At 55.3% G+C, this 23,583-nt stretch carries 26 protein-coding genes; 5 read left to right on the top strand and 21 right to left on the bottom strand.

The window, feature by feature from the left end; all coding sequences use genetic code 11:
* Nucleotides 1-41 precede the first annotated feature (41 nt).
* The 9 genes from H8693_RS10420 to H8693_RS10380 all read right to left on the bottom strand — a co-directional run bounded on the left by H8693_RS10420 (nt 42) and on the right by H8693_RS10380 (nt 10,164).
* Nucleotides 42-1,226 (bottom strand): phosphoglycerate kinase, encoded by a 1,185-nt coding sequence (locus H8693_RS10420; protein WP_178621142.1) that lies wholly within the window; start codon nt 1,224-1,226, stop codon nt 42-44.
* 42 nt (nt 1,227-1,268) lie between these two features.
* Entirely contained in the window at nt 1,269-2,891 is a 1,623-nt protein-coding gene (locus H8693_RS10415) for a Na/Pi cotransporter family protein (RefSeq protein ID WP_249280917.1), read from the bottom strand.
* A 252-nt stretch (nt 2,892-3,143) separates the two neighbouring features.
* Entirely contained in the window at nt 3,144-3,605 is a 462-nt protein-coding gene (gene trmL / locus H8693_RS10410; protein ID WP_249280916.1) for a tRNA (uridine(34)/cytosine(34)/5-carboxymethylaminomethyluridine(34)-2'-O)-methyltransferase TrmL, read from the bottom strand.
* 150 nt (nt 3,606-3,755) lie between these two features.
* Nucleotides 3,756-4,922: a DUF362 domain-containing protein gene (locus H8693_RS10405; RefSeq protein ID WP_249280915.1), complete on the bottom strand. Its 1,167-nt coding sequence runs from the start codon at nt 4,920-4,922 to the stop codon at nt 3,756-3,758.
* Entirely contained in the window at nt 4,912-5,742 is an 831-nt protein-coding gene (locus tag H8693_RS10400; protein WP_249280914.1) for a Cof-type HAD-IIB family hydrolase, read from the bottom strand. Before H8693_RS10400 ends, H8693_RS10405 begins: the two co-directional genes overlap by 11 nt.
* Before the next feature lie 6 nt (nt 5,743-5,748).
* Nucleotides 5,749-6,915, bottom strand: coding sequence for a pyridoxal phosphate-dependent aminotransferase (locus tag H8693_RS10395; protein ID WP_249280913.1), 1,167 nt, complete (start codon nt 6,913-6,915; stop codon nt 5,749-5,751).
* A complete protein-coding gene (locus H8693_RS10390) occupies nt 6,912-7,403 on the bottom strand; it encodes an Lrp/AsnC family transcriptional regulator (RefSeq protein WP_249280912.1) in 492 nt (163 codons plus the stop codon). The genes H8693_RS10395 and H8693_RS10390 overlap by 4 nt, the downstream gene beginning before the upstream one ends.
* Before the next feature lie 115 nt (nt 7,404-7,518).
* Complete coding sequence (locus H8693_RS10385; RefSeq protein ID WP_249280911.1) at nt 7,519-8,925, bottom strand: beta/alpha barrel domain-containing protein; 1,407 nt, start codon at nt 8,923-8,925, stop codon at nt 7,519-7,521.
* A gap of 45 nt (nt 8,926-8,970) precedes the next feature.
* A complete protein-coding gene (locus tag H8693_RS10380; RefSeq protein WP_249280910.1) occupies nt 8,971-10,164 on the bottom strand; it encodes a pyridoxal phosphate-dependent aminotransferase in 1,194 nt (397 codons plus the stop codon).
* A 302-nt stretch (nt 10,165-10,466) separates the two neighbouring features.
* Here H8693_RS10380 and H8693_RS10375 point away from each other — a divergent pair, with 302 nt between their 5' ends.
* Nucleotides 10,467-11,336, top strand: a complete 870-nt coding sequence (locus tag H8693_RS10375) for a DegV family protein (protein WP_249280909.1) — start codon at nt 10,467-10,469, stop codon at nt 11,334-11,336.
* A gap of 74 nt (nt 11,337-11,410) precedes the next feature.
* On the opposite strand, the gene H8693_RS10370 is transcribed toward H8693_RS10375, so the two are convergent.
* From H8693_RS10370 to H8693_RS10345, 6 genes are all read right to left on the bottom strand, one after another.
* Nucleotides 11,411-11,557 carry a hypothetical protein gene (locus H8693_RS10370; protein ID WP_178621913.1) on the bottom strand — a complete coding sequence of 49 codons (147 nt, stop codon included), beginning with the start codon at nt 11,555-11,557 and terminating at the stop codon, nt 11,411-11,413.
* Nucleotides 11,558-11,625: 68 nt separating this feature from the next.
* Entirely contained in the window at nt 11,626-11,802 is a 177-nt protein-coding gene (locus tag H8693_RS10365; RefSeq protein WP_249280908.1) for a hypothetical protein, read from the bottom strand.
* 157 nt (nt 11,803-11,959) lie between these two features.
* Nucleotides 11,960-12,520: a phosphoribosyltransferase family protein gene (locus H8693_RS10360; protein ID WP_178621917.1), complete on the bottom strand. Its 561-nt coding sequence runs from the start codon at nt 12,518-12,520 to the stop codon at nt 11,960-11,962.
* 42 nt (nt 12,521-12,562) lie between these two features.
* Nucleotides 12,563-13,867 (bottom strand): UDP-N-acetylglucosamine 1-carboxyvinyltransferase, encoded by a 1,305-nt coding sequence (locus tag H8693_RS10355; protein ID WP_178621919.1) that lies wholly within the window; start codon nt 13,865-13,867, stop codon nt 12,563-12,565.
* 92 nt (nt 13,868-13,959) lie between these two features.
* A complete protein-coding gene (locus H8693_RS10350) occupies nt 13,960-14,898 on the bottom strand; it encodes a magnesium transporter CorA family protein (RefSeq protein ID WP_330605760.1) in 939 nt (312 codons plus the stop codon).
* A 36-nt stretch (nt 14,899-14,934) separates the two neighbouring features.
* Nucleotides 14,935-15,243, bottom strand: coding sequence for a hypothetical protein (locus tag H8693_RS10345; RefSeq protein ID WP_249280907.1), 309 nt, complete (start codon nt 15,241-15,243; stop codon nt 14,935-14,937).
* A gap of 26 nt (nt 15,244-15,269) precedes the next feature.
* Between H8693_RS10345 and H8693_RS10340 the strand changes: the two genes are divergently transcribed.
* Both H8693_RS10340 and lepB read left to right on the top strand, forming a co-directional pair.
* Entirely contained in the window at nt 15,270-15,467 is a 198-nt protein-coding gene (locus H8693_RS10340; RefSeq protein WP_249280906.1) for a DUF951 domain-containing protein, read from the top strand.
* Entirely contained in the window at nt 15,454-16,008 is a 555-nt protein-coding gene (gene lepB, locus H8693_RS10335) for a signal peptidase I (RefSeq protein ID WP_178621925.1), read from the top strand. Before H8693_RS10340 ends, lepB begins: the two co-directional genes overlap by 14 nt.
* 51 nt (nt 16,009-16,059) lie before the next feature.
* Here lepB and H8693_RS10330 read toward each other — a convergent pair whose 3' ends face one another.
* The 6 genes from H8693_RS10330 to H8693_RS10305 form a co-directional block, all read right to left on the bottom strand.
* Nucleotides 16,060-16,524 carry a DUF3021 domain-containing protein gene (locus H8693_RS10330; protein WP_249280905.1) on the bottom strand — a complete coding sequence of 155 codons (465 nt, stop codon included), beginning with the start codon at nt 16,522-16,524 and terminating at the stop codon, nt 16,060-16,062.
* Nucleotides 16,525-16,537: 13 nt separating this feature from the next.
* The gene (locus H8693_RS10325) at nt 16,538-16,978 is read right to left on the bottom strand and encodes a LytTR family DNA-binding domain-containing protein (RefSeq protein WP_178621943.1); all 441 of its coding nucleotides are present in this window, start codon (nt 16,976-16,978) and stop codon (nt 16,538-16,540) included.
* Nucleotides 16,968-17,243 (bottom strand): hypothetical protein, encoded by a 276-nt coding sequence (locus tag H8693_RS10320; RefSeq protein ID WP_249280904.1) that lies wholly within the window; start codon nt 17,241-17,243, stop codon nt 16,968-16,970. The genes H8693_RS10325 and H8693_RS10320 overlap by 11 nt, the downstream gene beginning before the upstream one ends.
* Nucleotides 17,244-17,279: 36 nt before the next feature.
* Nucleotides 17,280-17,483, bottom strand: a complete 204-nt coding sequence (locus tag H8693_RS10315) for a hypothetical protein (protein ID WP_249280903.1) — start codon at nt 17,481-17,483, stop codon at nt 17,280-17,282.
* 133 nt (nt 17,484-17,616) lie between these two features.
* A complete protein-coding gene (locus H8693_RS10310; protein WP_178621945.1) occupies nt 17,617-19,410 on the bottom strand; it encodes an alanine--tRNA ligase in 1,794 nt (597 codons plus the stop codon).
* A 117-nt stretch (nt 19,411-19,527) separates the two neighbouring features.
* Nucleotides 19,528-20,943, bottom strand: coding sequence for a Sapep family Mn(2+)-dependent dipeptidase (locus H8693_RS10305; protein WP_249280901.1), 1,416 nt, complete (start codon nt 20,941-20,943; stop codon nt 19,528-19,530).
* A 197-nt stretch (nt 20,944-21,140) separates the two neighbouring features.
* On the opposite strand from H8693_RS10305, the gene radC reads away from it, so the two are divergent.
* Both radC and H8693_RS10295 read left to right on the top strand, forming a co-directional pair.
* A complete protein-coding gene (gene radC / locus H8693_RS10300) occupies nt 21,141-21,899 on the top strand; it encodes a RadC family protein (RefSeq protein ID WP_249280900.1) in 759 nt (252 codons plus the stop codon).
* Between the two features lie 191 nt (nt 21,900-22,090).
* On the top strand, nt 22,091-23,503 hold the full coding sequence (locus tag H8693_RS10295; RefSeq protein ID WP_249280899.1) for an MATE family efflux transporter: 1,413 nt from the start codon (nt 22,091-22,093) through the stop codon (nt 23,501-23,503).
* Nucleotides 23,504-23,583: the final 80 nt, after the last annotated feature.

Below are 23,583 nucleotides of genomic sequence, written 5' to 3'. Positions count from 1 at the left end.
CAAGAGGCAGATTGCTCTGCCCTTGAAATCTATGTTCCTATTTATTTCACGTTCAGAGCCGCAATGCCGGGGAGCTCCTTGCCCTCCAGGAATTCCAGAGAAGCGCCGCCGCCCGTGGAAATATGCGTCATCCGGTCGCCAAAGCCCAGCTTCTTGACCGCTGCCGCAGAATCGCCGCCGCCGATGATGGTGATGGCGCTGGCTTCCGCCATAGCCTCGGCAACCGCCTTGGTGCCGCCGGCAAAGGCAGGCATTTCCGCAACGCCCATGGGGCCGTTCCAAATGACCGTCTTGGCCGAGGAGATCTCTTCGGCAAAGATCATGCGGGTGGAAAGCCCGATATCCAGAGCCATGTAGCCATCCGGAATCCCCTCCACGGGAACCGTCACGGTCTTGGCGTCCGCGCTGAACTCATCCGCCGCCACCACGTCGATGGGAAGCAGCATCTTCACGCCCAGCTTGCGGGCCTTCTCCATGAGGGATTTGGCCAGCTCGATGCTATCGCCGTCCACCAGGGATTTTTTCATATCATAGCCCTGAGCCGCCAGGAAGGTGTTGGCCATGCCGCCGCCGATGATGAGGCTGTCAACCTTGGTGAACAGGTTTTCGATGACCGGGATCTTATCCGCAATCTTCGCGCCGCCCAGAATGGCGACGAACGGACGGTCCGGATCCTCCAGAGCCTTGCCCATAAACTCCAGCTCCTTTTTGATGAGGAAGCCGGCAACCGAGGGGAGATAGTGGGTAACGCCCTCTGTGGAAGCATGCGCACGATGGGCCGTGCCGAAAGCATCGTTGACGAAAATATCCGCATAGCTGGCCAGCTTCTTGGCAAATTCCGGATCGTTCTTGGTTTCTTCCTTATGGAAGCGCAGGTTTTCCAGCAGCACTACATCGCCGTCCTGCATTTCGCTTACGGCCTTGTCGGCGCTGGGCCCGATCACGTCCTCTGCAAAGGTCACCTTGGCGTCCAGCAGCTGGCGCAGGCGCTTCGCAACGGGAGCCAGGGAGAATTCCGGTTTGAACTCGCCCTTGGGACGGCCCAGATGCGAGCAGAGAATCACCTTGGCCTTATGGTCAAGCAGATAGCGGATGGTGGGCAGAGCCGCCTGAATCCGCGTCTCGTCTGTGATCTCCTGCTTGTCGTTCAGCGGAACGTTGAAGTCCACGCGAACCAGCACGCGCTTAGACGCAACATTGATATCTTCGATTGTCTTCTGCTTCATAGTTACATAACTCCTTTAATATTTTTTGGATTCCATCGCTTTTTAATTATATATACCCGCTTCGAGCACACGATACGCAATATTTGTGGAATGGTCGGCAACTCTTTCCAGATTTGTCACCATATCCGCATAAATCATGCTGCCCTTGGGGCTGCATTCGCCCTTTAGGAGGCGCTCCACATGGTCGTCTTTCAGCCGTATCTCTAAGTCATCCACGACTTTTTCAATCTCAATGACCTTGTGCGCCGCCGCCTCATCGCCCGTCGCCAGCGCATTGATGGCATAGTGCAGGCATTCCAGCACCCGGTCGATCATATTGTCAAGCTCTCTCTGTCCTACTTCGGAGAAGGATATCTTCTGTTCTACCTCGCTGTAGGTAAATTCCGCCATATTCTCCGCATGGTCGGAAATACGCTCGATATCGCAGACCAGATGGAACATGCTGGAAACCGCATTGGAGTCCTTTTTGCCCAATTCCTCCTGGCTGATTTTAGAGAGATAGTCCGTGATGGAATGGTTTAAAAAGTTCACTATCTCTTCGGTTTCCTTTACCTTGTCGGCAGCCGCCGTATCCTTTTCGTGGAACGCCGCAATCGAGCTGCGGAAGTTATCTTCAGCCATTTTGCCCATGCGGATGACCTCTTTGATGGCCATGCCCACGCCGATGGTGGGGTTTTCCTGGGGCTTATCGAGAATATACTGCAGCTTCTTCTGGCTTGTTTTGGGATCTTCTCCCCGGACGATCAGATACGAAAGCTTAATGAGGAGCTGCGGGAACCATATGAGGATCGCTGTCGTCACCACATTAAAGATAGTGTGGAAATTGGCCAGCTGCCGCTGCACATCGCCAGGCGAGAGATTATATACCCAATCTTTAATGGGCAGAAATTGCAGCAAGATGACAAAGATCAGCGTTCCAAACACATTGAACAGCACATGCACCACCGCCGTGCGCCGGGCCGTCTTGTTGGCACCGATACTGGCCAGAATCGCAGTAATGCAGGTTCCGATATTCGTTCCCAAAATAACATAGATTGCGGTATCCAGCGAAATAATTCCCGTCGAAGCCAGCGCCAGCAATACGCCCATCGTAGCGCTGCTGGATTGAATGATTGCGGTAAACAACATGCCCGCCAGAATTCCAATAAATGGGTTTGTAAAGGTGGAAATAATCTGCCCAAAGGGAGCCCATTCGGCAAGAGGGGCCGTTGCCTGAGCCATAATATCCATGCCCATGAACAGCACGCCAAAACCAACAATAATCTGTCCGATTTTCTGCCATGTCTTGTCTTTCACAAACATGGCGATAACCACGCCCAGGAACAGAACAAGAGGAGCAAAATCCGTCACCTTAAAGGCAACGATCTGTGCTGTAATGGTTGTTCCAATATTAGCCCCCATGCAGACGCTGACAGCCTGGGAAAGGCTCATAAGACCCGCATTGACAAACCCGACGACCATCACCGTGATGGCGCTGGAGCTCTGCACCAGCATCGTTGCTCCGGTGCCCACAGCAACGCCCGCAAAGCGATTTTTGGTCAGCACCTCCAGCCACCGGCGCATTTTGTCGCCAGCTGCCGCTTCTAAACCATCGGACATCAGCTTCATTCCAAAAAGGAACAAACCCAAACCGCCCAAGAGCAGGAACAGCGAGAATATATCCATATCCGTTTTTTCCTCCGTTTTCCATTCCGGGAGCTTTGCCCCGTCATTTTAAGCGTACCGGGAAGCTTGTCCCCCGGGTTTTGATGGGAGAAACACTCTCCCATAAAAGGACCGGATAGAGTCCGCTGTCTGGAAAAACAGAGGAGCCCCCTCGGGTTTTGGCAGATCCGCCGGCTTTTCTAACAGCCGGACAATCCAAACCCATCCATCATATATTTTAAAGATATTTTCCCAGCGCGTCAATAGAATTTATCAGATGAAATCCAAAAATCCCAGCTGGCGCTCAGCTTCGTATACGGCGACCGCGACAGAATTGGACAAATTCAGGCACCGCAGATCCCTGCGCATGGGAATTCGCACAGCCCTGTCCATATTCTCCCGGATCAGGCTTTCCGGCAGACCCTTGGTCTCCTTCCCGAACACCAGATAGTCTCCGTCCACATAGTTTACTTCCGTATACCACTTTTCCGCCTTTGTGGAGAAATAATAGAAATTCCCTCCGGCATTTTTCTGATAAAACGCCTCCATATCCGGATAAACAGACAGCTCCAGCTTATCCCAGTAATCCAGCCCTGCCCGGCGCAGATGCTTTTCGTCGATGGAAAAGCCCAGCGGCTCGATGAGATGCAGCCGCGCTCCCGTCACCGCGCAGGTGCGGGAGATATTTCCTGTGTTTTGCGGAATCTCCGGCTCCACAAGCACAATATTCAGCATTCCGTTTCCTTGCCTTTCCCGCCGGACACCCTTTTCGCCCGGCCTTTTTATATAAAGAAAGCTCCTTCCCATGGGGAGGAGCACATCTCTTCCGGTGTGTTCATTATGGCATATTCCGCCGTATTTTTCAAGCACAGAAAGGGAAATCCGCTATTTCTTCCGCCCGCCCGTCACCCGGATCGCCGCCCGGAACAACCAGTTCCGCTTGGCGGCAATGGCCTTTTTGGGGCAGAATTCCAGGCAGCAGAAGCACTGGATACACGCCTTGGGGTGAATCTTTGCCTTGCGGCCCCGGATCTCGATGGTTTTGACCGGGCAGGTCCGGGCACAGATCCCGCAGCCCACGCAGGCCTTCCGGCGCACTTTGGGCTTGAGGGCAAACCAGCTTTCCAGCGGCTTCACGAGAAATCCCGGCACCTTGCTTTGCAGCAGATGGTTTCCCCGCTGAGAGGCCCGGACAAAATCCTTCACCCGCAGGCTCTCCGGATCGTCTCCCAGGATTTCAACCTCGCCCGAGAACAATCCCCGTTCCCGGGCCAGGCGCAGCATCGGCAGTTCGTCTATGGCATAGCCCGCCAGCCCCGCCGATACCGCGTCCGCCGCATAGGCGCTTGGGGATGCCACAAGGGCGTCCACCTCCCGCGGGTCGCCGCTGCCCGGCCCCTCGCCTTCCATGGCCATGACGGCGTCCACGATGTTGAGCTGCGGCTTTATAAAATCGCAGATATCCACCACCATATCCGAAAAGCTCTCCACCGACTGGTGCTGAAAATGCATCTCAGCCTTCAGCAGGCCGGGAATGACGCCATAAAGGTTTTTCACCGCCCCGGAATAGACCGCCAGGGTGTGGCTTTTCATCTTGGCGATATTCACCACCAGATCCGCCTCCAGCAGAGGCGAGATGACATGCAGGCTTTTGAGCCTGCGGCCAGGCACGGGCACCTCCCGGTCGCTGGTGTCGTAATTCAGCTCCATTCCCGTCTCTTCCGCCACGGGAAGCAGGCCGGCAGCCTCATAGATACCCCGCAGCGCCGCCGGATTATAGACGCCCCCCGGGCTTTCCGCCAGAAGCACATGCGCGCCGCGCTCCACCGCCCGCTTTGCCACCGCGCGGATAACGCTCGGATGCACCACGGCGCAAAGGGCCGGATCGCTTTTCCGCATCAGATTGGGTTTGATGACCACCCGCATCCCCGGGCGGAAAAACGCGTCATATCCCCCCAAAAAGCCGACCGCCCGATCCAGGGCCGCCTGCACCTTTTCCTCTTCATAAGAGTCGCAGCGGACCAGCGCCGCCGTTTCCCCTTCATTCCTCATGGAGCACAAACCTCTCTATGGCATAGGCAAAGCCATCTGCATCGTTATCCAGGGTGACAAAATCCGCGGCATCTTTGACGGCGTCCACCGCGTTTTTCATGGCCACGCCGATCCCCGCGTTTTCCATCATCTCTGCGTCGTTTTCCCCATCGCCCAGCGCCAGCACTTCCTCCTTTTTCAGCCCCAGGATCTCCGCCACCTGGCGGATCGCCCGGCCCTTGGAAACCCCATAATTGGAGATATCCAGCTTCTCCGGCTCGGAATTGACGATCATCACCTTCACCCGGCGTTCCACCTCCGCCCGGACCCGGGCATTCTTCTCGAGATCCCCCTCGATAATCAGGAGCTTGGCCGTCCGCCCGGAGACAGCCTGCATCACCTGCTCATAGGTATCAAACCAGCGAAAGGATTTCTGAAGAATGGGATTTTTTGCAATGGCAAACCACCGGACGGACTCCTCGGTCGCCCTCGTCCGGGGACAGTAGATCAGTTCTTCATCAAAGGCATAGAAGCTGGTGTCCATCTCCCGGGTCACGTCCATCACCGTCTGGATGTCCTTTTCGGGCATCAGCTCCTTGTGATAGAACTTTTTGCCGTCCGGGTCGTGAACAAAGGCCCCGTTGCCCACGATCACCGGCGCCTGAATCCGGAGCTGCCGGATAATTCCGGCGGCGGAGGCGGTGTTGCGGCCGGTGGCGATGGTGAAATGCACGCCCCTCTCCCGCATGGCTTCAATGGCGCGCATAGCCCGGGGCGAAACCTTTTTATCCGATGTCAGAAGCGTTCCGTCCAAATCTGTTACGACTAACTTTATACTCATCTTCCGTTATCTTCCCTCAATGAACTCCCGGATGCGCTTGATGGCCTCGATGATATTTTCCATGGAGGAGGCATAGGAACAGCGGATGAATCCTTCGCCGCTCTTGCCAAAGGCGCTTCCCGGCACGCAGGCAATTTTCTTTTCATGCAGAAGCTGCGTGCAGAACTCCTCCGAAGTCAGGCCCGTAGAAGAAATATTGGGGAAGCAATAGAAGGCGCCCCGCGGCTCGAAACAACTCAGCCCCATTTCCCGGAAGCCCTCCACCACCAGCGCCCGGCGGCGGTTATAGCTGGTCACCATATGGGAAACCTGCTGATAGCCGGAATTGCGTTCACTCAAGAGCGCTTCAATGCCGGCCTCCTGGCTCATGATGGAGGCGCAGAGCATGGAATACTGATGGATTTTCGTCATGGTATCGATGAGGGGCTTGGGGCCGCAGGCATAGCCCAGCCGCCATCCCGTCATGGCAAACGCCTTGGAAAAACCGTTGATGAGCAGCGTCCGGTCCTCATGTCCCTCGGCGATGGAGACATGCCGCCGCCCATAGGTCAGCTCGGCATAGATCTCGTCGGCAATAATCAGCAGGTCATGCTTTTCAATCACGGGCAGAATCGCGTCCAGCTCCTCCCGGGTCATAATCGCGCCCGTGGGGTTGTTGGGATAGGGGACGACGATGGCCTTGGTCCGCGGCGTAATCGCCCGCTCGATGCTCTCGGGCGTGAGAATGAAGTTGTCCTCCTCAAAGGTTTCCACACCCACGGGAACCCCCAAGGCAAACCGCACTCCCGGTTCATAGGAGACATAGGAGGGCGCAGGAACGAGAACCTCGTCCCCGGGATTCAAAATGGCGCGAAAAGCCAGATCCAGCGCCTCGCTGGCCCCCACCGTCACAAGGGTATCTTTGGCGTCGTATTCCAGGTTGAACCGCTCCTTCAGATATTCGACAGCCAGCTGCCGAAGCTCCATTAGGCCGCGGTTAGGCGTATAGTGGGTGCGCCCCGCCTCAATGGAATGAATGGCTGCGTCGCGGATGTTCCAGGGGGTAATAAAGTCCGGTTCCCCGACGCTCATGGAAATCACATCTTTCATCTCGCTGGCAATGTCAAAAAAACGGCGGATGCCCGAAGGGGGCACCTCCTTGACATGCCGGGCCAGCAGCTTTTCGGTATTCACGGCGTGACCACCAGCCTTTCTTCTTTTTCATCCTCCACAAGGATTTCCCCGTTTTCCTTATATTTGCGCATGATAAACAGCGTTTCCGTGCTGGTGACGCCCTCCAGAACCGAGAGCTTTTCCCAAACAAACTGGGAAATGGCCTTCATGGTCTTGGCCTCCACCTTCACAATCAGGTCGCACCGGCCGGAATTCAGGTATACAGCCGTAACCTCGGGGAACTTATAGACCCGGCGGGCGATATCGTTATATCCAAAATCCCGCTCCGGGGATACCTTTAACTCAATGAACGCCTCCGCCGGGGCCAGATCGCCCATCACCTCGGTGTTCAAAACCGCGCTGTAGCGCAGGATGATTCCTTCATCCTCCATGGCCTTGATCTCTTCCGCCACTTTTGCCTCCTCAATGCCCAGCATGGCGGCGATATGTCTATTGGCAATCTTTGCATCCTTGGTCAGAATATCCAGAATTTCCTTGCGAATCTCCATCTTTTCCCTTTCCTTTCTCAAGTGTTATCAATGGGGCCATTATAACACGTTCCCGGTCCCCTGGTCAATTCACATACGAAAAAGGCGGGATGCCTCCCGCCCTTTATTCTCTCTCTTATTTTTTGCTGATAACCTGCTTGCGGTGGTGAATCAGGGCCAGGTAGGCGTCGGAATCGATATCCTTGATGATGTTTTCCAGCTCGCTGTCCGAATAGGTCGTCGTCCGCCCTTCGGCAAAATCCTGATCGATCACTGCTTTGATCTTCTCCACCAGCTCGGATTTCTTCTCGATCTCCATGCCCTTCAGCTTGAAATGGGAATTGATCCAGTGGGCAATGCCCGCCGCGCCCGAATGGGCCCCGATCATGACGCCCGCCGGCCGGCCGAGAATCTTATCCGTGTTGAAAATATTATAGATCTCCTCATCCTTCAAGAGCCCGTCGGCATGGATGCCCGCCCGGGTGGAATTGAAATTCCGGCCCACAAACGGCGTCCGCTCGGGGATGGCATAGTCCAGCTCGTTTTCAAAATACTCCGCGATCTCGGTGATAACTTTCAGATCCATGCCGTCCGTGCGGCCCTTCAGCTGGCAGTATTCAATAGCCATGGCTTCCAGCGGGCAGTTGCCCGTCCGCTCCCCGATGCCCAGAAGCGAGCAGTTGACGCTGGAGGCGCCATAGAGCCAGGCAGTCGCGGCGTTGTCCTCCACCTTATAGAAATCGTTATGTCCGTGCCATTCCAGAAGCTCGCTGGGAACGCCGGAATAGAACCGCAGGCCATAGACGATGCCCGGAACGCTCCGGGGCAGGGATGCGCCCGGATAGGAAACGCCGTATCCCAGCGTATCGCACATGCGGATTTTGATGGGGATTCCCGATTCCTCCCGGAGCTTCATCAGCTCGCTGGCAAAGGGAACGACAAAGCCATAAAAATCAGCCCGGGTGATATCCTCAAAGTGGCAGCGGGGCTTGATGCCAAAGGACAGGGCGTCCTTGACAATCCCCAGGTATTTATCCATCGCCTGGCGGCGGTTTAATCCCATTTTATTGAAGATGTGATAGTCCGAGCAGCTCACGAGAATTCCCGTTTCCTCGATCCCGATGCTCTTGACCATCTCAAAGTCCTTTTTGTTGGCCCGGATCCAGGTGGTGATCTCCGGATATTGATACCCCAGGTCACGGCAGCGTTCCAGCGCCTCCTGGTCTTTTTTCGTATAGACGAAGAACTCGCTTTGGCGGATGATCCCGTTGGGGCCGCCCAGTTTATGCATCAGCTTATAGAGATCCACAATCTGCTGCGCCGCAAAGGGGGCCCGGGCCTGCTGCCCGTCGCGGAAGGTGGTGTCGGTGATCCAGATTTCATCCGGGAAGTGCATGGGAACCACCCGATGGTTGAACCGCACTTTCGGTACGTCGTCATAGGAAAACATATCCCGATAGAGCACCGGCTCCGGAACGTCCTGCAGCCGGTAGTTATAGTCCTTTTCCTGCAATAGATTCGTGCGCTTATATTGCTTTTCCAAAATGAAACTCCTCCTTTTCTCCTGGTTTCCTCCCTTGCCGGGGCATCAATCCTCCACTTCTCTGCAGAATTTTTCAATCCGTGCAAGGCCCTTTTTGATGTTTTCCTCCGAGGTTGCATACGACAGGCGGATATAATCGTCCGCACCGAAGGCTATGCCCGGCACGACGGCAGTCAGCTCGTTTTCCAGCAGAAGCTCGGCAAATTTCACCGAACCCGTGATGACCTCGCCGCGGTATTTCTTGCCGATAAGGCCGCGGATGCTGGCGAAAATATAGAATGCGCCTTCCGGCTCCCGGCAGGACATGCCCGGCACGGCGTTGATCAGCCCGGCCATCAGCCTGCTGCGGGAGGCAAACACCTCCACCATCCGCGCCTTATCCTCCTGCGGCCCGGTAAGGGCGGCAACGCTGGCATACTGGGCAATCGAGCAGGGATTGGAAGTGGAATGGCTCTGATAGCTTCCCATCACCTTGGCCACCTCCGCCGGGGCGATGGTGTACCCGATCCGCCAGCCGGTCATGGCATAGGCCTTGCTCATGCCGTTGACAATAATCGTCCGCGCCTTGGCGTCATCGCTCATCATGGCGATGCTCATGGCTTTTCCCGTATAGATCAATTCATCATAAATTTCATCCGCAACGATATACAGATCGTGCTTTTCCGCCAGCCGGGCGATCTCTCTCAGACATTTTTCGGAATAGACGCAGCCGCAGGGATTGGATGGGCTGTTTACGATGATCGCCCGTGTCTTTTTCGTAACCGCCGCCTCAATATCCGCGCTGCAGGGCGCAAAGCCGTCTTCCTCCCGGGCCTCCACAAAGACCGGGACGCCGTCTGCCATTTTGACGAGCTCCGGATAGGTGAGCCAATACGGCGTGATGATGATGACTTCATCCCCGGGATTCAAAATCGCCGCAAAGGTATTGAACAGCGAATGCTTGGCGCCGCTGGAAACCACCACCTGAGCGGGGGCGTATTCCAGCCCGAATTTATTTTTATACCGGTCGCAAACCGCCTGCTTCAGCTCCAAAATGCCCGAAGCCGGGGTGTATTTTGTCTTTCCCTCACCGATGGCCGCAACGGCCGCTTCCTTGATATACGCCGGCGTGTCAAAATCGGGTTCGCCCGCGCCGAAACCGACGACATCCTTGCCCGCCTGTTTCATCTCCTTGGATAATGCATCGATTCCCAATGTCAGCGATGGCGAAATGCCCAGCGCCTTTTTTGAAATTTGCATGCTTTGCTCCTCCCAAAGTTTTAATTCCTGTATACTATCATAAACCATCCGCCCGCAAAATACAAGATGTAAATGAAGAATTTTAAATCAAAAATTGCATTTTTCTCTTTATATATGCGGTTTTGTTCTCGAATGTTTCTTTCGATGGTTTTTCGTAAATCAAATTTTTCATTTTGCAGAATCCTATCCCTTGCAGGAAAACCGCGCTTTTTCCTTGCATTTCGCTTTTTTTTGGTGTTGCGCTTCTTCCCGCTTCCCGGTACAATAAAATCAAATGACAATGCTAAGAGGAGGAACCAACCATGAGCGATTATATCATCTCCACCAGCTCCACCACCGATCTGCCCGAAAGCTATATTAAAGAACACGGCATCCTGTGTCTCCCCTTCTCCTTTATCATCAGCGACGAACAGTATGAAGATAATTTTGGAAATTCCATGCCCGCTCCGGTTTTTTATAACCGGCTGCGCAACGGCGAAATGTCCCGAACTTCGCTCATCAATGCGGATGCCTTTGAAAAGGCTTTCCGGGAGATCCTGGAATCCGGGCGGGATATCCTGCATATCGAGTTTTCCTCGGCCCTCAGCGGCAGCCTGCAAAATGCGCGGACCGTGGCCGAAAAGCTCAATCCCCTCTATGAAAATAAGATTATCGTGGTCGATTCCCTCTGCGCTTCCCTGGGTCTCGGCCTGCTGGTGGATTATGCCGTGCGCATGAAGGAAGAGGGCAAATCCATCGACGAAGCCGCCGGATGGGTGGAGGAAAACAAGCTCCATATCATCCACTGGTTCACCGTAGACGATTTGAACTTCCTCAAGCGGGGCGGGCGGGTTTCCGGCGTTTCCGCCTTTTTGGGAACCATGCTGAAAATCAAGCCCATCATGGATGTGGACGACCAGGGCCGGCTGATTCCCCATTTCAAGGTTCGCGGCCGCAGAAAGGCCATCACCGGCATGTTTGAAAAGATGAAGGAGGATATCCTCCATCCCGAAGGACAGCGGGTGTTCATCAGCCATGGCGACTGTTTAAAGGATGCGGAATTCCTGGCGGGCCTCATCAAAGATGAATTCGCCATCGACAGCGTTCTCATCAACTATGTCGGCCCGGTTATCGGCAGCCATTCCGGCCCGGGTACACTGGCCCTGTTCTATTACGGCAAGCAGCGTTTCTAGGCTCGCGGCAGCGTGAAGCGCGACGCGATAAAAAGCGCCATGTTTTTTATAAGCATGGCGCTTTTCTATTTATCTCAGCCCTCCTGATCCTTGGGCCCGGCCTTTTCGCCGGCTTCCGTGCCGTCTGCCGCGCAGGTAATTGCGCCCTCGCTGTTCCTCTCCCGTTTTGCAATAATATTCTCGCTGGTTTCCATCCGCTTTTCCGGCAGACAATCTGCCATAATTGGCCTTGCCGAATCACAATCCTTTCGGAAGATGGTTCATTATCATCCATTCGCCGCTTTTATTCTCATAGCCCAGTGGCCGCCCAGAGCGGAAGAGTGGAGCGATAGGTAATAGGTTTGGCATTCCTGTTAAAACCGTCGTAGCAAAGCAAAATCGCCCATCTGCCGCGCTTTTTACTGCCAAGCCCCCCGACCCCCGGGGCCATGGGCAGCATCACCGCGGCCAGTCTCCTGTCTTTCATAAAGTCTCTCGGTTTTTCCTTTCGTTTCTTCCGCCCGACAAGATAAATCCATTGATTTTTTAGCTTTTTCTTCCTCTTAGATTTTTCTTCAGCCAAATAAAAACGGCAGAGGCCTTTTTCCTCTGCCGTTTTTCACATTGACCGAAAAACTGCCGTCCTATTTTTTGGGCGTTCCGTCGCTGTTCAAAAGCGGCAAGTGCTCCAGATAGGTGATGTCATTACGGTACTGAGCGTCGCCCTCGGCCAGAATCGCCATCCGGCCCACCACCTCGCCGCCGGCTTCCCGAACCAGCTTTTCCACCGCCCGGAGCGATTCCCCCGTGCTGATAACGTCGTCAATAATCAGGACGCGCTTTCCCTTCATGGCATCCACATCGTTCTGGTCGATAAAAAGCTGCTGCTTCTTGGCCGTGGTGATGGAATGCACCTCAATGCCAAAGGGCTTTGGCATATAGACCTTCACGGCCTTGCGGGCGATGAGATAATGGTTTTCTCCGCTCTGCCGGGCCATTTCATGCACCAACGGAATCCCTTTGGCCTCGGCCGTAATCATAATATCATGCTCGGGCATGATCTTGATCAGCTCCCGGGCGCAGGCCACCGTCAGCTCCACATCCCCGAAGATGACAAACGCCGCAATGCTTAAGTCGTCGTTGAGCTTACATACGGGCAGATCCCGCTCCACACCAGCTACCTTGAGTTTATACGTCAGTTCCATGTTTCCTCCGTCCCCTCCGGCCCGGCTTTACGCCGCGGCCCTTTATTTGGAAAAATCGAAATGCAGTTCCTCGTCGTCCTCCGGCTCCTCGTCCGGCACGCGGGAGATATCCGCCCCCAGGGCGATGAGCTTCTTTTCAATATGGTCATAGCCCCGGTCAATATATTTGATGTTGGTGATCTCGGTCACGCCGTCGGCCATGAGTCCGGCCACGATAAGGGCCGCCCCCGCCCGGAGGTCGCTGGCCCGCACCGGCGCGCCCGTCAGTTTTTCCACGCCTTCCACCACAGCCACCCGGTCGTCAATGGTGACATTTGCGCCCATGCGGCGGATCTCATCGATATGCTTGAACCGGGATTCAAAAATATTCTCCACGATCACGCTGGTGCCCTCCGCCGTGCTCAAAAGCACGGTGGCCGGCTGCTGCAGATCCGTGGGGAACCCGGGATAGGGCAGCGTTTTGATGCTCACCCGCCGGGGCCGCTTTGTGCAGCGCACCCGCAGGGAATCATCCCCCTCTTCCACCTCCACGCCCATCTCCAGGAGCTTGGCCGTGAGCGCGTCCATATGGGTGGGGATCACATTCTGCACGGTGACATCGCCCCGGGTCGCCGCGGCGGCGATCATCAGCGTTCCCGCCTCGATCTGGTCGGGAATCACGCTATAGGAGCAGCCGTGGAGCTTTTCCACGCCCCGCACCTTGATGATGTCCGTCCCTGCGCCCTTGACCTTGGCGCCCATGCAGTTTAAAAAGTTGGCCACGTCCACCACATGCGGTTCCTTGGCCGCGTTTACAATCGTTGTCGTTCCCTGGGCTTTGGCCGCTGCCAGCATGATGTTGATGGTCGCCCCCACGGAAACCTGGTCTAAATAGACGTCTTTACCCACCAGCTCCTCCGCCTTGGCCATGAGAAGCCCGTTTTCAATATGGACGTTGGCGCCCAGCGCCGAAAGCCCTTTGATATGCAGGTCGATGGGCCGCCGCCCGATGGCGCAGCCCCCGGGCAGATAGATCGCCGCATCCGAAAAGCGCCCCAAAAGCGCCCCCACAAAATAATAGGAAGCCCGCAGCCGTTTGGCTAGGTTGATTTTGCCGTCCGTCCGCCGGACGCCGGTGGTGTCGATGGTGGCCGTGCCCTCTTCGTCAAGACTCACCTTGGCCCCCATCTGCTGCAATATATTTAAAAGAATGAGTACATCGTCAATCCGGGGCAGATTTTCAATCGTGCAGACATCTTCCGCAAGAATCGTCGCGGGCAGAATGGCCACGGCGGCGTTTTTCGCCCCGCCGACGCTCACGCTCCCCCGAAGTGCCTTGCCCCCACGGATCACAAATTTCTCCTTCATCCGCTCGCCTTTCCTCCTCGTTTGGCATTCTCATGATACCGGCGTATTATAGCAGGAAACCCGCGCTTTTGCAAGCGCCGGCCTTTCCCTATTTAGAACATCTTCTTTTTCCAGAGAATCAGGGCCCCGATTCCCGTCGCCAGGGCGGATATCCCAAAGACGATCCAAAATCCCAGGGGATTATCCGCAAAGGGAATGTTGGCCACATTCATCCCCCAAAGCCCGGAAAAGATCGTCGGGATCGCGAGGATGATGGTGATGGAGGCCAGATATTTCATCACAATATTCAGGTTGTTGGAGATCACGGATGCAAAGGCGTCCATGGTCCCCGAAAGGATATCCCGGTAAATGTTGCACATCTCGATGGCCTGTTTGGATTCGATGATGATATCCTCCAAAAGGTCGGTATCGTCGGGATAGCGTTTGATCAGGTTGCCCTTTAAAATCTTTTCCAGAACCACCTCGTTGGATTTCAGCGAAGTAGAAAAATAGACCAGGGATTTTTCCAGCTTGAGCATCTGGATCAGCTCCCGGTTTTTCATGGATTTGTGCAGCGCCGTCTCCACCTGGGTGGAAGCCTTGTCGATCTGGCGCAGGTACTGCAGGTATTTGGATGCGTTTTTATAGAGCAGCTGCAGCACAAGACGGGTCATTTTGCATGTATCGAAGCTGCGCACCCTCCGGTTCCAGAAGTCCTCGATGAGCGAGGTTTCCTCCAGGCATACGGTGACAACGTTTTTCTCCGCCATGATGATGCCCAGCGGCACCGTGTCATAGAGAAAAGAGCCGTCTGCCGGAACCACGATGGGAATATCCACAATGATGAGCGTCTGTCCGTCCTCGTGGTCGATCCGGGAGGGTTCCTCCTCGTCCAGGGCGGCCATAACAAAGCTGCGCTCGATTCCCAGGGTGGTTACCACCCGCTCCACTTCCTCTTCCGAAGGATCTGTCAAATGGATCCAGGCGCCCTCCTCCATCCGGTCAAGCTCCTGGTATGTGTTATTATGTGCTGTTGTGACAATTTTAATCAAAGGTACTCCCCCGCTTTCCCGCCGGAGCCTTCCTTTTTATGCAGTCAGCGCAAAACGCTGCCGCAAACCCCGGCGTTTTTCATTCTTTTCCCCTCGTTTAGGGTCTGCGTCCACGTTCTGTTCCTCCCGTAAAAATTTTGCCCGCTTTTGGGCATAAGGATTTCCCAATCCCCATTTTCCCGGGCATTGGAGCATATCCTTTATTTTGATTATAGCTATTTTCCCAAATAAAAGCAACCGTTTTGGCGGAATTGGGCGGATTGGTTTTCTTTTTTCCGCAGATGGTGTATAATGTAAAAAACCATTCCGCCGTCCGGGGCGGAACCAGAGGATGCCGCGGCGCATAGGCCGCCCCGCAGGAGCATATAGCTATGAAGCAGGAATATACGGTCGGAGATATCGTGGAGACAAAAAAGCCCCATCCCTGCGGCAGCAGGGAATGGGAAATCACCCGCACCGGCGCGGACTATAAGATCAAATGTCAGGGCTGCGGGAGAATCGTCATGCTGTCATATCCGGATTTTATCCGCCGCGTGAAGAGGATAACAAAGAAAAATGGGCAAGCATAGTGTGGAAGAGAAAAAAACATCGGCCGCAAGAGAAGCCCTCAGCTGGGTCTTTTGTATCTCCGTCGCCATTTTGGTGGCGCTCTTGCTGCGGATTTTTGTCTTTGAGCTGGTCATGGTGCAGGGCGAATCCATGGAACACACTCTGCATAACGGGCAGACGGTTTTTGTGGAAAAAGTCAGCCGGAATTTCGGCAATCTGTCCCGGCGGCAGATCGTCATCGTCAAATATCCCGGCCGGGAGGGTGCCTTTGTCAAGCGCATCGTCGGGCTTCCGGGGGATACCATTGAAGTGAAGGAAGGCGCGCTCTATGTCAACGATGTCCGCCAGGATGAGCCCTATATTGCCGAGCCGTATATTTTGCAGGATTTCGCCAGGGTAACCGTGCCGGAGGACTGTTATTTCGTCATGGGCGACAATCGGAACAATTCCATGGACAGCCGGGACCCCACCGTGGGCGCCATCCCCTTTGACCAGGTCATCGGCCACGCCATGTTCGTCATCTGGCCCCTGTCGGATATGCAGGGATTGACAAATGCTTAAAAACGTGCAGAAAAGCCGGCAGCTTGCCGGCTTTTTTATTGCTCCGCTTTCTCATTCATCCTTTGCACGGTGCTCCAGGCAATGGTTGAGCTTTTTTATTTTGCCCCGCCAAATGCCATATTGCAAGAGCCACATCCCCGCAAATATCAGGAGAAAAATCAGGAAATAGCTCAAAATTCCCGCTGCGGTGTGTTCCATCCAGTGCGTCAGATAGGCGATGGGCAGCATTCCCGCGCTGAGCACGGCAAAATAGATTCCCGTCTGTTTCACGATGCTCCAGCTTTCCATCTCCCAGATGACGGACGCGCCCCCGCAGACCGCCCCGAGCAGCCCGCAAAGCGCCGTTTGGAAGGCAACAGCGCCGGCCTCGCTCCCCATCCAGTGGATCAGCTCCGGCGCACATGGCAGAAACGCCCCCTCCCCCCATCCCAAAGAGATGATGAGGCTGATCACATGTCCCACGGCAATTCCCAGGGGAAACCCCAAAAGCCCCCGCAGCCATATTTTTTTCTTCATTTTTCCTTCCTCCTTATATTCCCAAAGCGCGTTTGATTTTGCTCACATACCGCCGGGACGCATAGGCCATCGTGCCGTCAAGAAGCGTCACGCAGATGGTTCCCGCCAGGCTGATGTCAAAATTCTTTACTTTCCGCATGTTGATGATTTCCCCATGGGAAATGCGGAGAAATTCCGAGCGGGGCAGGCGTTCCTCTGCCTCATAGAGCCGCAGGCGCAGCACATATTCTCCGTCGGGCGTCTGCGCCAGCACCTTTTGCCCGGCAGTATAAACCCGCCAGATGTCTTCCGGCTCCAGAAGCCGGAGTTTTTGCTCCCGGATCCCCGCAAGGCAGGACGGATGCTCGGATGAAAGCCGTTTTATGAGGGCCTCGATCTCTCCCGTCATGGCGTCCGTCCAGATGACCACCTTCGGCTCCTTATACGCCCCGTCTATTTTGACCTCAATCTGCATTTTGGCGTCCTCCTCTCTTTCTGTTTCCAGTATAGGCAAAACCGTGCTCTCCTTCCACCTTTTTTCTACAGATGGTCGGATTTGGCATATATTCGGCAGCCTTTCCCCTTGCCTTACTTTCTTTGAAAAGAAAGTAAGCAAAGAAACTTTCACGACTTTTATCTTCTACTCCCGTGGATTCAGCAGCCCTACCAGATGTTTTTCCGGCTCCGTTTTTTCTTCCGCTTCTCTCTTTGAAAAGAAAGCAAGTCAAAGAAACTTTCACAACTTTTTTCTTTTACTTCCCGCGGATTCAGCGGCCCTACCAGATGTTTTTCCGGCTCCGTTTTTTCTTCCGCTTCTCTCTTTGAAAAGAAAGCAAGTCAAAGAAACTTTCACGACTTTTATCTTCTACTCCCGCGGATTCAGCGGCCCTCCCAGATGTTTTTCCAGCTCCGTTCTTTTCTTCCGCTTCTCTCTTTGAAAAGAAAGCAAGCAAAGAAACTTTCACGATTTTTTCTTCCATTTCCCCGCAGATAGGGAGGCATGTACATAAAGAGTTTTAAAAAGGCGAAAACCTTTCAAGAATGCGTCCTTTCCTCCTTTTTTTGGCATAAAAAAAGAGACGCGGCTTCGCGTCTCTTTATCCTTGCGGTCTTTTATGCCTCCGGCGCGGCAATAACTGCCTTGATCCGGCGCACGCCAGCCGAAGAGCTCTGCTCCTTTTTGATCTTGAAGCTGCCCAAATCCCCGGTATTCGCCGCATGCGGCCCGCCGCAGATTTCCTTGGACCAGCCCTCAATGGTATACACCTTGACCACATCGCCATATTTGGAATCGAAAATTCCCGTGGCGCCGGCTTTGCGGGCTTCCTCAATGGGCAGCTCCTCGCAAACCACCGGGATCTTCTCGGCAATCGCCTGGTTCACCAGCTTTTCGATCTCCGCCAGCTCCTCCTTGGTCACCGGGCGGGGGAAGTTGAAGTCAAACCGCAGCCGCTCCGCCGTGATGTTGCTGCCCTTCTGGATGATGTTCGGATCCAGCACCTTCTTCAGGCAGGCCAGCAGCAGGTGCGTCGCCGTGTGCAGCTTGGCCGTCTGTTCGCCAGTATCCGCCAGGCCGCCTTTGAACCGCTGTTCCGCGCCCGCATGGGATTTCTCCTGGTGCTTTTTAAACGCCGCTTCATATCCCTCCATATCCACCGAGAAGCCCCGCTCCCGGGCCAGCTCTACGGTAAATTCCACCGGGAAGCCAAAGGTATCATAGAGCCGGAAGGCGCTCTTTCCGGGAATGACATTTTCCTTCAGATAGGTCACCAGCTTTTCAAATTCCTTCATGCCCTGCTTGATGGTCTTTTGGAACCGCTCCTCCTCCAGATTCAGCTCGGAAAGGATCTTTTCGCGGTTTTCCTCCAGTTCGGGATAGACGTCCTTATATTGCTCAATGACTTTCTCCGCCACTTTGGAGAGCTGCCCCTCGGCGATCCCCAGCGTTCCGGCAAAGCGGATCGCCCGGCGGATCAGACGGCGCAGCACATAGCCCTGGTCCACATTGGAAGGCGTCACGCCGTTGCGGTCGCCCAAAATGAAGGTGGCGCAGCGGATGTGGTCGGCCACGATGCGGAAGGCCCGGGTGGTCTCCTCGTCGTCTCCATAGTGCTTTCCATCAGAAAGCTCGCTGATGGTTTCCAGGATACCGCTGAATACATCCGTGTCATAGACGGATTTTTTGCCCTGCAGGATGCAGATGGTGCGGTCCAGCCCCATGCCCGTATCCACGTTTTTATGGGCCAGCGGCTCAAAGGTCCCATCTTCCTTTTTGTTATACTGCATGAACACATCGTTCCAGATTTCCAGATATTTGCCGCAGTCGCAGGCCGGGCTGCAATCCGGGCCGCAGGCGGGTTTTCCCGTGTCGATGAACATTTCCGTATCCGGGCCGCAGGGGCCGGTCACGCCGGCAGGGCCCCACCAGTTGTTCTCCTTGGGCAGATAGAAGATATGCGATTCCTCCACGCCCATAGAACGCCAGAAATCGTGGGATTCCTCGTCCCGGGGCGCGTTTTCATCCCCGGCAAAGCAGGTGAAATAGAGCTTGTCCTTGGGGATGCCCAGGTATTCCTCGCTGGTCAGAAATTCAAAACTCCAGGCAATGGCCTCCTTTTTGAAATAATCTCCCAGAGACCAGTTGCCCAGCATCTCGAAAAAGGTGCAGTGGGAAGCGTCTCCCACCTCGTCAATATCCCCCGTGCGGACGCATTTCTGCACGTCCGTCAGCCGGGTTCCCGCCGGATGCTTTTCCCCCAGAAGATAGGGAACCAGCGGATGCATGCCCGCCGTGGTAAACAGCACGGTGGGGTCGTTTTCCGGGATCAGGGACGCGCTTGGAATGATGGCATGTCCCTTGCTTTCAAAAAATTTGAGATACAGGCTTCTCAGCTCGCTGCTCGTCAGTGTTTTCACGTTTCTCTTCCTCTCTTAATATCTTATATGTAAATTCTTTCCTGCCTCCAGGGCGCGAAAAGACGCCGCCCCGGAATCCGCCCCCGGGGATACGCCGCCCGCGTCTCATCAAAAACTGAAGATATCCTCCCGGTCCTTGGGGTCCGTCGCCACTTCCACAATGGCGGCGGCGATCACCTCAGCCAGCTTGACGATATCGTCGATCTGCATATATTCGTTGGGCCCATGTTCCACATCCGGCCGGTCTTTGGGCACCGGGCCGAAGGCCACGGAATTTTTGAAGGCCCGGGCATAGGTCGCCCCGGCGCAGCAGCAGCATTCCGCTTCCTCGCCGAACTGGTCTTCATATACCCGCTTCAGGGATTGGATGAAAGGCGTGTTTTCGTCCACATAATGGGGCTCCATGGCATGGAGGATCTCCGCCTCGATGCCCAGGGGCGCAAAGACGTCTTTTACCCTGGAAAAGATCTCCGCCGCATTCATGGAAATGGGGAAGCGGATATCCAGCTTGGCCTCCATGCCGTCCTCCCGCAGCTCCATCGCTCCCAGGTTCACGCTGAGCGCGCCGGAAAGCTCGTCGCTCCCCGCAATCCCCAGCGTCCTCCCGTCGATTTCCAGGCCCACCTTGGAAGCCAGGGCATAGGTGAACTGCTCAGCCGCCCCGTCCGACAGGGGGAGAATGTTCAAAAAGGCCAAAAGATAGCAAAGGGCGTTGACGCCCAGCTCGGGATGCGCGCCATGGGCGGCCTTTCCCTCGCAGTATACCTCCACTCTTCCGTCCCCGCCTTCCACCCGCAGGGAGGCGGGCAGGCCCTCGCCGAACACCTCCGCCATCTGGGCGATGGTTTCCCTGGGCGCCCGCAGCGTGCAGCGCGCCTTGTTGGGAACGATGTTGGGCCGGCTTCCGGATTGCAGGCTGAGAATCGCCGTTCCGCTTTCGCTCACGCCGCAGGCGCGGAACAACCGGATGTGCAGAGTCCCCTTCTCCCGGTTGATGATGGGGAAAAACGCATCCGGGGAGATGACGTAATCCAGCTCGGGATAATGGGCTTTATAGTAATCGATGTCGCCCCAGCCGCTCTCCTCGTCGCAGCCGAAGAACACCTTGACCTGTTTATTTAAGCTGATGCAGCTGTTTTTCACCGCATGCAGAGCATAGAGCGCCGCCACCGCCGCGCCCTTGTCGTCCACGGCGCCGCGGCCATAGATCCGGCCGTCCTTGATCACCGCCTGAAAGGGGTCCGTCTCCCATCCCTCTCCCGCCGGGACCACGTCCAGATGGGTCAGGATGGCGAACGTCTCGCTGCCGCTGCCATAGGTGGCATATCCCATGTGCCCAAAGAGGTTGACGCTCTCCAGATCCAGCCGCTCCGCCCGGTCCAGCATCATCATAAGCGCCCGGAAGACATTTCGCCCATAGGGCATGTTCAGCTCGGCTTCCCCTTTGACGCTGGGGATCGCGATGAGGCGGCTCAATGTTTCCAGCATATCGTTTTTATATTTTTTCATGGGGATTTTCAGCATAGGAACGCTCCTTTCCATATCCGCGCAGCCCGCCGCAAAAACGGGCGGCAAGGCTACTACTTAGTATATTATCAACCCGCGAAACTTGTCAACGCATATCAAAAATTTTTACCGTTTACATAGGAATCCTTTCCCGTTTTATCGAAATATTATACACAAACCGGACAAATGGTAAGAAAACGCAGGGGAGGCAGAACATGCAGGAACACGATGGGCACCGCGCCCGGCTGAAAGAGCGGTTTGACAAGACGCGGCTGCTGGGATTTGCAGACCACGAGGTTTTGGAGCTGATTTTATTCCATTCCATCCCCCGCCGGGACACCAATCCCATCGCCCATGCCCTGATCCGGGAATTCGGAAGCCTGCGGGGCGTCCTCATGGCCGCTCCCGAGGACCTTTGCCGGGTAGCCGGGGTGGGCGGCCAGTCGGCCCGGCTCCTCTGTCTCTTTGCGGAGGTCGCCCGCCGCTTTTTCGCCGAAGAGGCGCTGCCCATCTCCCTCCAGAATACGGAGGACGCCGTTCAATATCTGGCCGCGCTGTTTCATGGCAAAATCAACGAACATTTTTATCTCTTCTGCCTGGATACCAGATACCGCATCCTGTCCGAAGAGCTGGTCTGCGAAGGGTCGCTTTCCAGCGCCATCGTCTATCCCCGCAAAATCGCCGCCTCAGCCCTCCGGCATAACGCGGCCCATATTCTGATTGCCCACAACCATCCCGGCGGCGACCCCACCCCCAGCAAATCGGATATCGAAACCACCCTCGCCATCGTCCAGGCCCTCAAAGCCATCGGCGTCGATCTTGCGGATCATCTCATTCTGGGGGCAAGCGCCTATTATTCCTTTGCCAGCCAGACGCTGCGGGAGAACTGCCCGCAGGTTTCCCTGGCCTGCGCCGCCCAGCCCGTCCTCTCGGTTCCCTTTCCCCCAAAAGACAGCCGGAAGAAAGAGGATTGACAAGCCTGTTTATAATCCGTATAATAGCTGTATTATTATTGTATAGCGTACCTGAAATCAATCGTGAAGGATATCACTTCGGGAGGATTACGCAGGAATGTTGCGTGAGCTTCCCGATTTTTTATCTGCTTTCATTGTTTTATATTGTCTTTATTTTTATGCAGTTTTTATAAAGGAGTACTCATTGATTTATGGAACAGATCGAAACAAAGGACAAAGTCACCCATTCCCTGGGGACGGAAAAAATCGGGAAGCTCATCGCCCGGTTCGCCATCCCCTCGGTCATCTCCCTCTTGGTCAATTCCCTCTATAATATCGTTGACCAGATCTTCATCGGTCAGAAAGTGGGCTATCTTGGCAATGCGGCCACCAACGTCGCCTTCCCCATCGTGACCCTCTCCATGGCCATTGCCCTCCTGCTGGGAGACGGCTGCGCCGCCCATCTGAGCCTCAAGCTGGGGGAGAAAAACAAGGAAAGCGCGGCCAGGGGTGTGGGCAATATGCTCATCGTCGCTCTGGCGGGCGGCGTTCTCTTCATGGCCGCCGGGCTGATCTTTCTATCCCCGCTGATGCGGGCCTTCGGCGCCACGGATAAGGTCATGCCCTATGCCACGGAATATACCCGCATCATTTTGATGGGCGTTCCCTTTGTCATCGTGGGCACCAGCCTGAACTCGGTCATCCGCGCGGACGGCAGCCCCAAATTCGCCATGATCTCCATGATCGCCGGAGCCGTGACCAACGTAATTTTAGACTACACCTTCATGTTCCCCATGGGTATGGGGGTAGACGGCGCCGCCATCGCCACCATTCTGGGGCAGATTCTCTCCTGCATCATCTCGCTTTTCTATCTCAAGCGGTTCAAAAGCATCGATCTGAAAAAGCGTTATTTCAAGCTCCAGGGCTCGATGATCTCCACGGTCTGCAAGCTGGGCGTCTCCAGCTTTATCACCCAGATGGCCATTACTGTTGTGCAGATCGCCCTCAACAATACTCTGGCCACTTATGGGGCCCTGTCCGTCTATGGCAGCGAAATTCCCCTCTCCTGCGTGGGCATTGTCATGAAGGTCAACCAGATCATGATCTCCGTCGTCGTGGGCATCGCCATTGGGGCCCAGCCCATCACGGGCTATAACTATGGGGCCAAAAACTACGGCCGGGTGAAAAAGACCTATCTCACCTCCATGCTGCTGGCCCTTCTCTGCTCCACGCTGTTCTATCTGGTGTTTATGATCTTCCCCGAAAGCGTCATCAGCATTTTCGGCCAGGAGGACGCCCTGTATAACGCCTTTGCCGTCAAGACCTTCCGGACCTTCCTGGCGCTCTGCTTCGTGGCCGGGTTCCAGATCACGTCCTCCCACTTTTTCCAGGCCGTGGGCAAGCCCATGCGGGCGGCCACCCTCTCCCTTTCCCGGCAGGTTCTGTTCCTGGTTCCGCTGGTTCTCATCCTGCCCATGTTTATGGGGCTGGACGGCGTGCTGTATGCCGGGCCCATTGCCGATGGCTGCGCCGCCGTTCTTTCCGCTGTTTTCATCAGCATCGAAATGCGCCGCCTGGGCCGCATGGAAAAGGAGCAGGCCGCTCTGCGCAGTGCCGCTGCGTGAGTGCCGTCAACGGCAGATTATTAAGGGAAGCACATCGCTGCTTCCCTTTTTGTTTTCCCTCCTCCGTTCCCTGCCTTGTG

Origin of the sequence: Guopingia tenuis (genome assembly GCF_014384805.1) — a bacterium.
In the GTDB taxonomy this organism is placed as follows: Bacteria; Bacillota; Clostridia; order Christensenellales; family Christensenellaceae; genus Guopingia; species Guopingia tenuis.
This window is presented reverse-complemented; position numbering and strand designations above follow the sequence as displayed.

Bases quoted from the DNA above. Each gene is read 5' to 3' on its own strand.
- H8693_RS10305 (WP_249280901.1), bottom strand. From the start codon at position 20,943: ATGCTGAAAATCCCCATGAAAAAATATAAAAACGATATGCTGGAAACA.
- H8693_RS10405 (WP_249280915.1), bottom strand. From the start codon at position 4,922: ATGAGGAATGAAGGGGAAACGGCGGCGCTGGTCCGCTGCGACTCTTAT.
- lepB (WP_178621925.1), top strand. From the start codon at position 15,454: ATGGGCAAGCATAGTGTGGAAGAGAAAAAAACATCGGCCGCAAGAGAA.
- H8693_RS10315 (WP_249280903.1), bottom strand. From the start codon at position 17,483: ATGGAAGAAAAAATCGTGAAAGTTTCTTTGCTTGCTTTCTTTTCAAAG.
- radC (WP_249280900.1), top strand. From the start codon at position 21,141: ATGCAGGAACACGATGGGCACCGCGCCCGGCTGAAAGAGCGGTTTGAC.
- H8693_RS10365 (WP_249280908.1), bottom strand. From the start codon at position 11,802: ATGAAAGACAGGAGACTGGCCGCGGTGATGCTGCCCATGGCCCCGGGG.
- H8693_RS10375 (WP_249280909.1), top strand. From the start codon at position 10,467: ATGAGCGATTATATCATCTCCACCAGCTCCACCACCGATCTGCCCGAA.
- H8693_RS10390 (WP_249280912.1), bottom strand. From the start codon at position 7,403: ATGGAGATTCGCAAGGAAATTCTGGATATTCTGACCAAGGATGCAAAG.
- H8693_RS10420 (WP_178621142.1), bottom strand. From the start codon at position 1,226: ATGAAGCAGAAGACAATCGAAGATATCAATGTTGCGTCTAAGCGCGTG.
- H8693_RS10380 (WP_249280910.1), bottom strand. From the start codon at position 10,164: ATGCAAATTTCAAAAAAGGCGCTGGGCATTTCGCCATCGCTGACATTG.
- H8693_RS10355 (WP_178621919.1), bottom strand. From the start codon at position 13,867: ATGAAGGAGAAATTTGTGATCCGTGGGGGCAAGGCACTTCGGGGGAGC.
- H8693_RS10370 (WP_178621913.1), bottom strand. From the start codon at position 11,557: ATGGCAGATTGTCTGCCGGAAAAGCGGATGGAAACCAGCGAGAATATT.
- H8693_RS10340 (WP_249280906.1), top strand. From the start codon at position 15,270: ATGAAGCAGGAATATACGGTCGGAGATATCGTGGAGACAAAAAAGCCC.
- H8693_RS10415 (WP_249280917.1), bottom strand. From the start codon at position 2,891: ATGGATATATTCTCGCTGTTCCTGCTCTTGGGCGGTTTGGGTTTGTTC.
- H8693_RS10400 (WP_249280914.1), bottom strand. From the start codon at position 5,742: ATGAGTATAAAGTTAGTCGTAACAGATTTGGACGGAACGCTTCTGACA.
- H8693_RS10295 (WP_249280899.1), top strand. From the start codon at position 22,091: ATGGAACAGATCGAAACAAAGGACAAAGTCACCCATTCCCTGGGGACG.
- H8693_RS10325 (WP_178621943.1), bottom strand. From the start codon at position 16,978: ATGCAGATTGAGGTCAAAATAGACGGGGCGTATAAGGAGCCGAAGGTG.
- H8693_RS10330 (WP_249280905.1), bottom strand. From the start codon at position 16,524: ATGAAGAAAAAAATATGGCTGCGGGGGCTTTTGGGGTTTCCCCTGGGA.
- trmL (WP_249280916.1), bottom strand. From the start codon at position 3,605: ATGCTGAATATTGTGCTTGTGGAGCCGGAGATTCCGCAAAACACAGGA.
- H8693_RS10360 (WP_178621917.1), bottom strand. From the start codon at position 12,520: ATGGAACTGACGTATAAACTCAAGGTAGCTGGTGTGGAGCGGGATCTG.
- H8693_RS10345 (WP_249280907.1), bottom strand. From the start codon at position 15,243: ATGCGCCGCGGCATCCTCTGGTTCCGCCCCGGACGGCGGAATGGTTTT.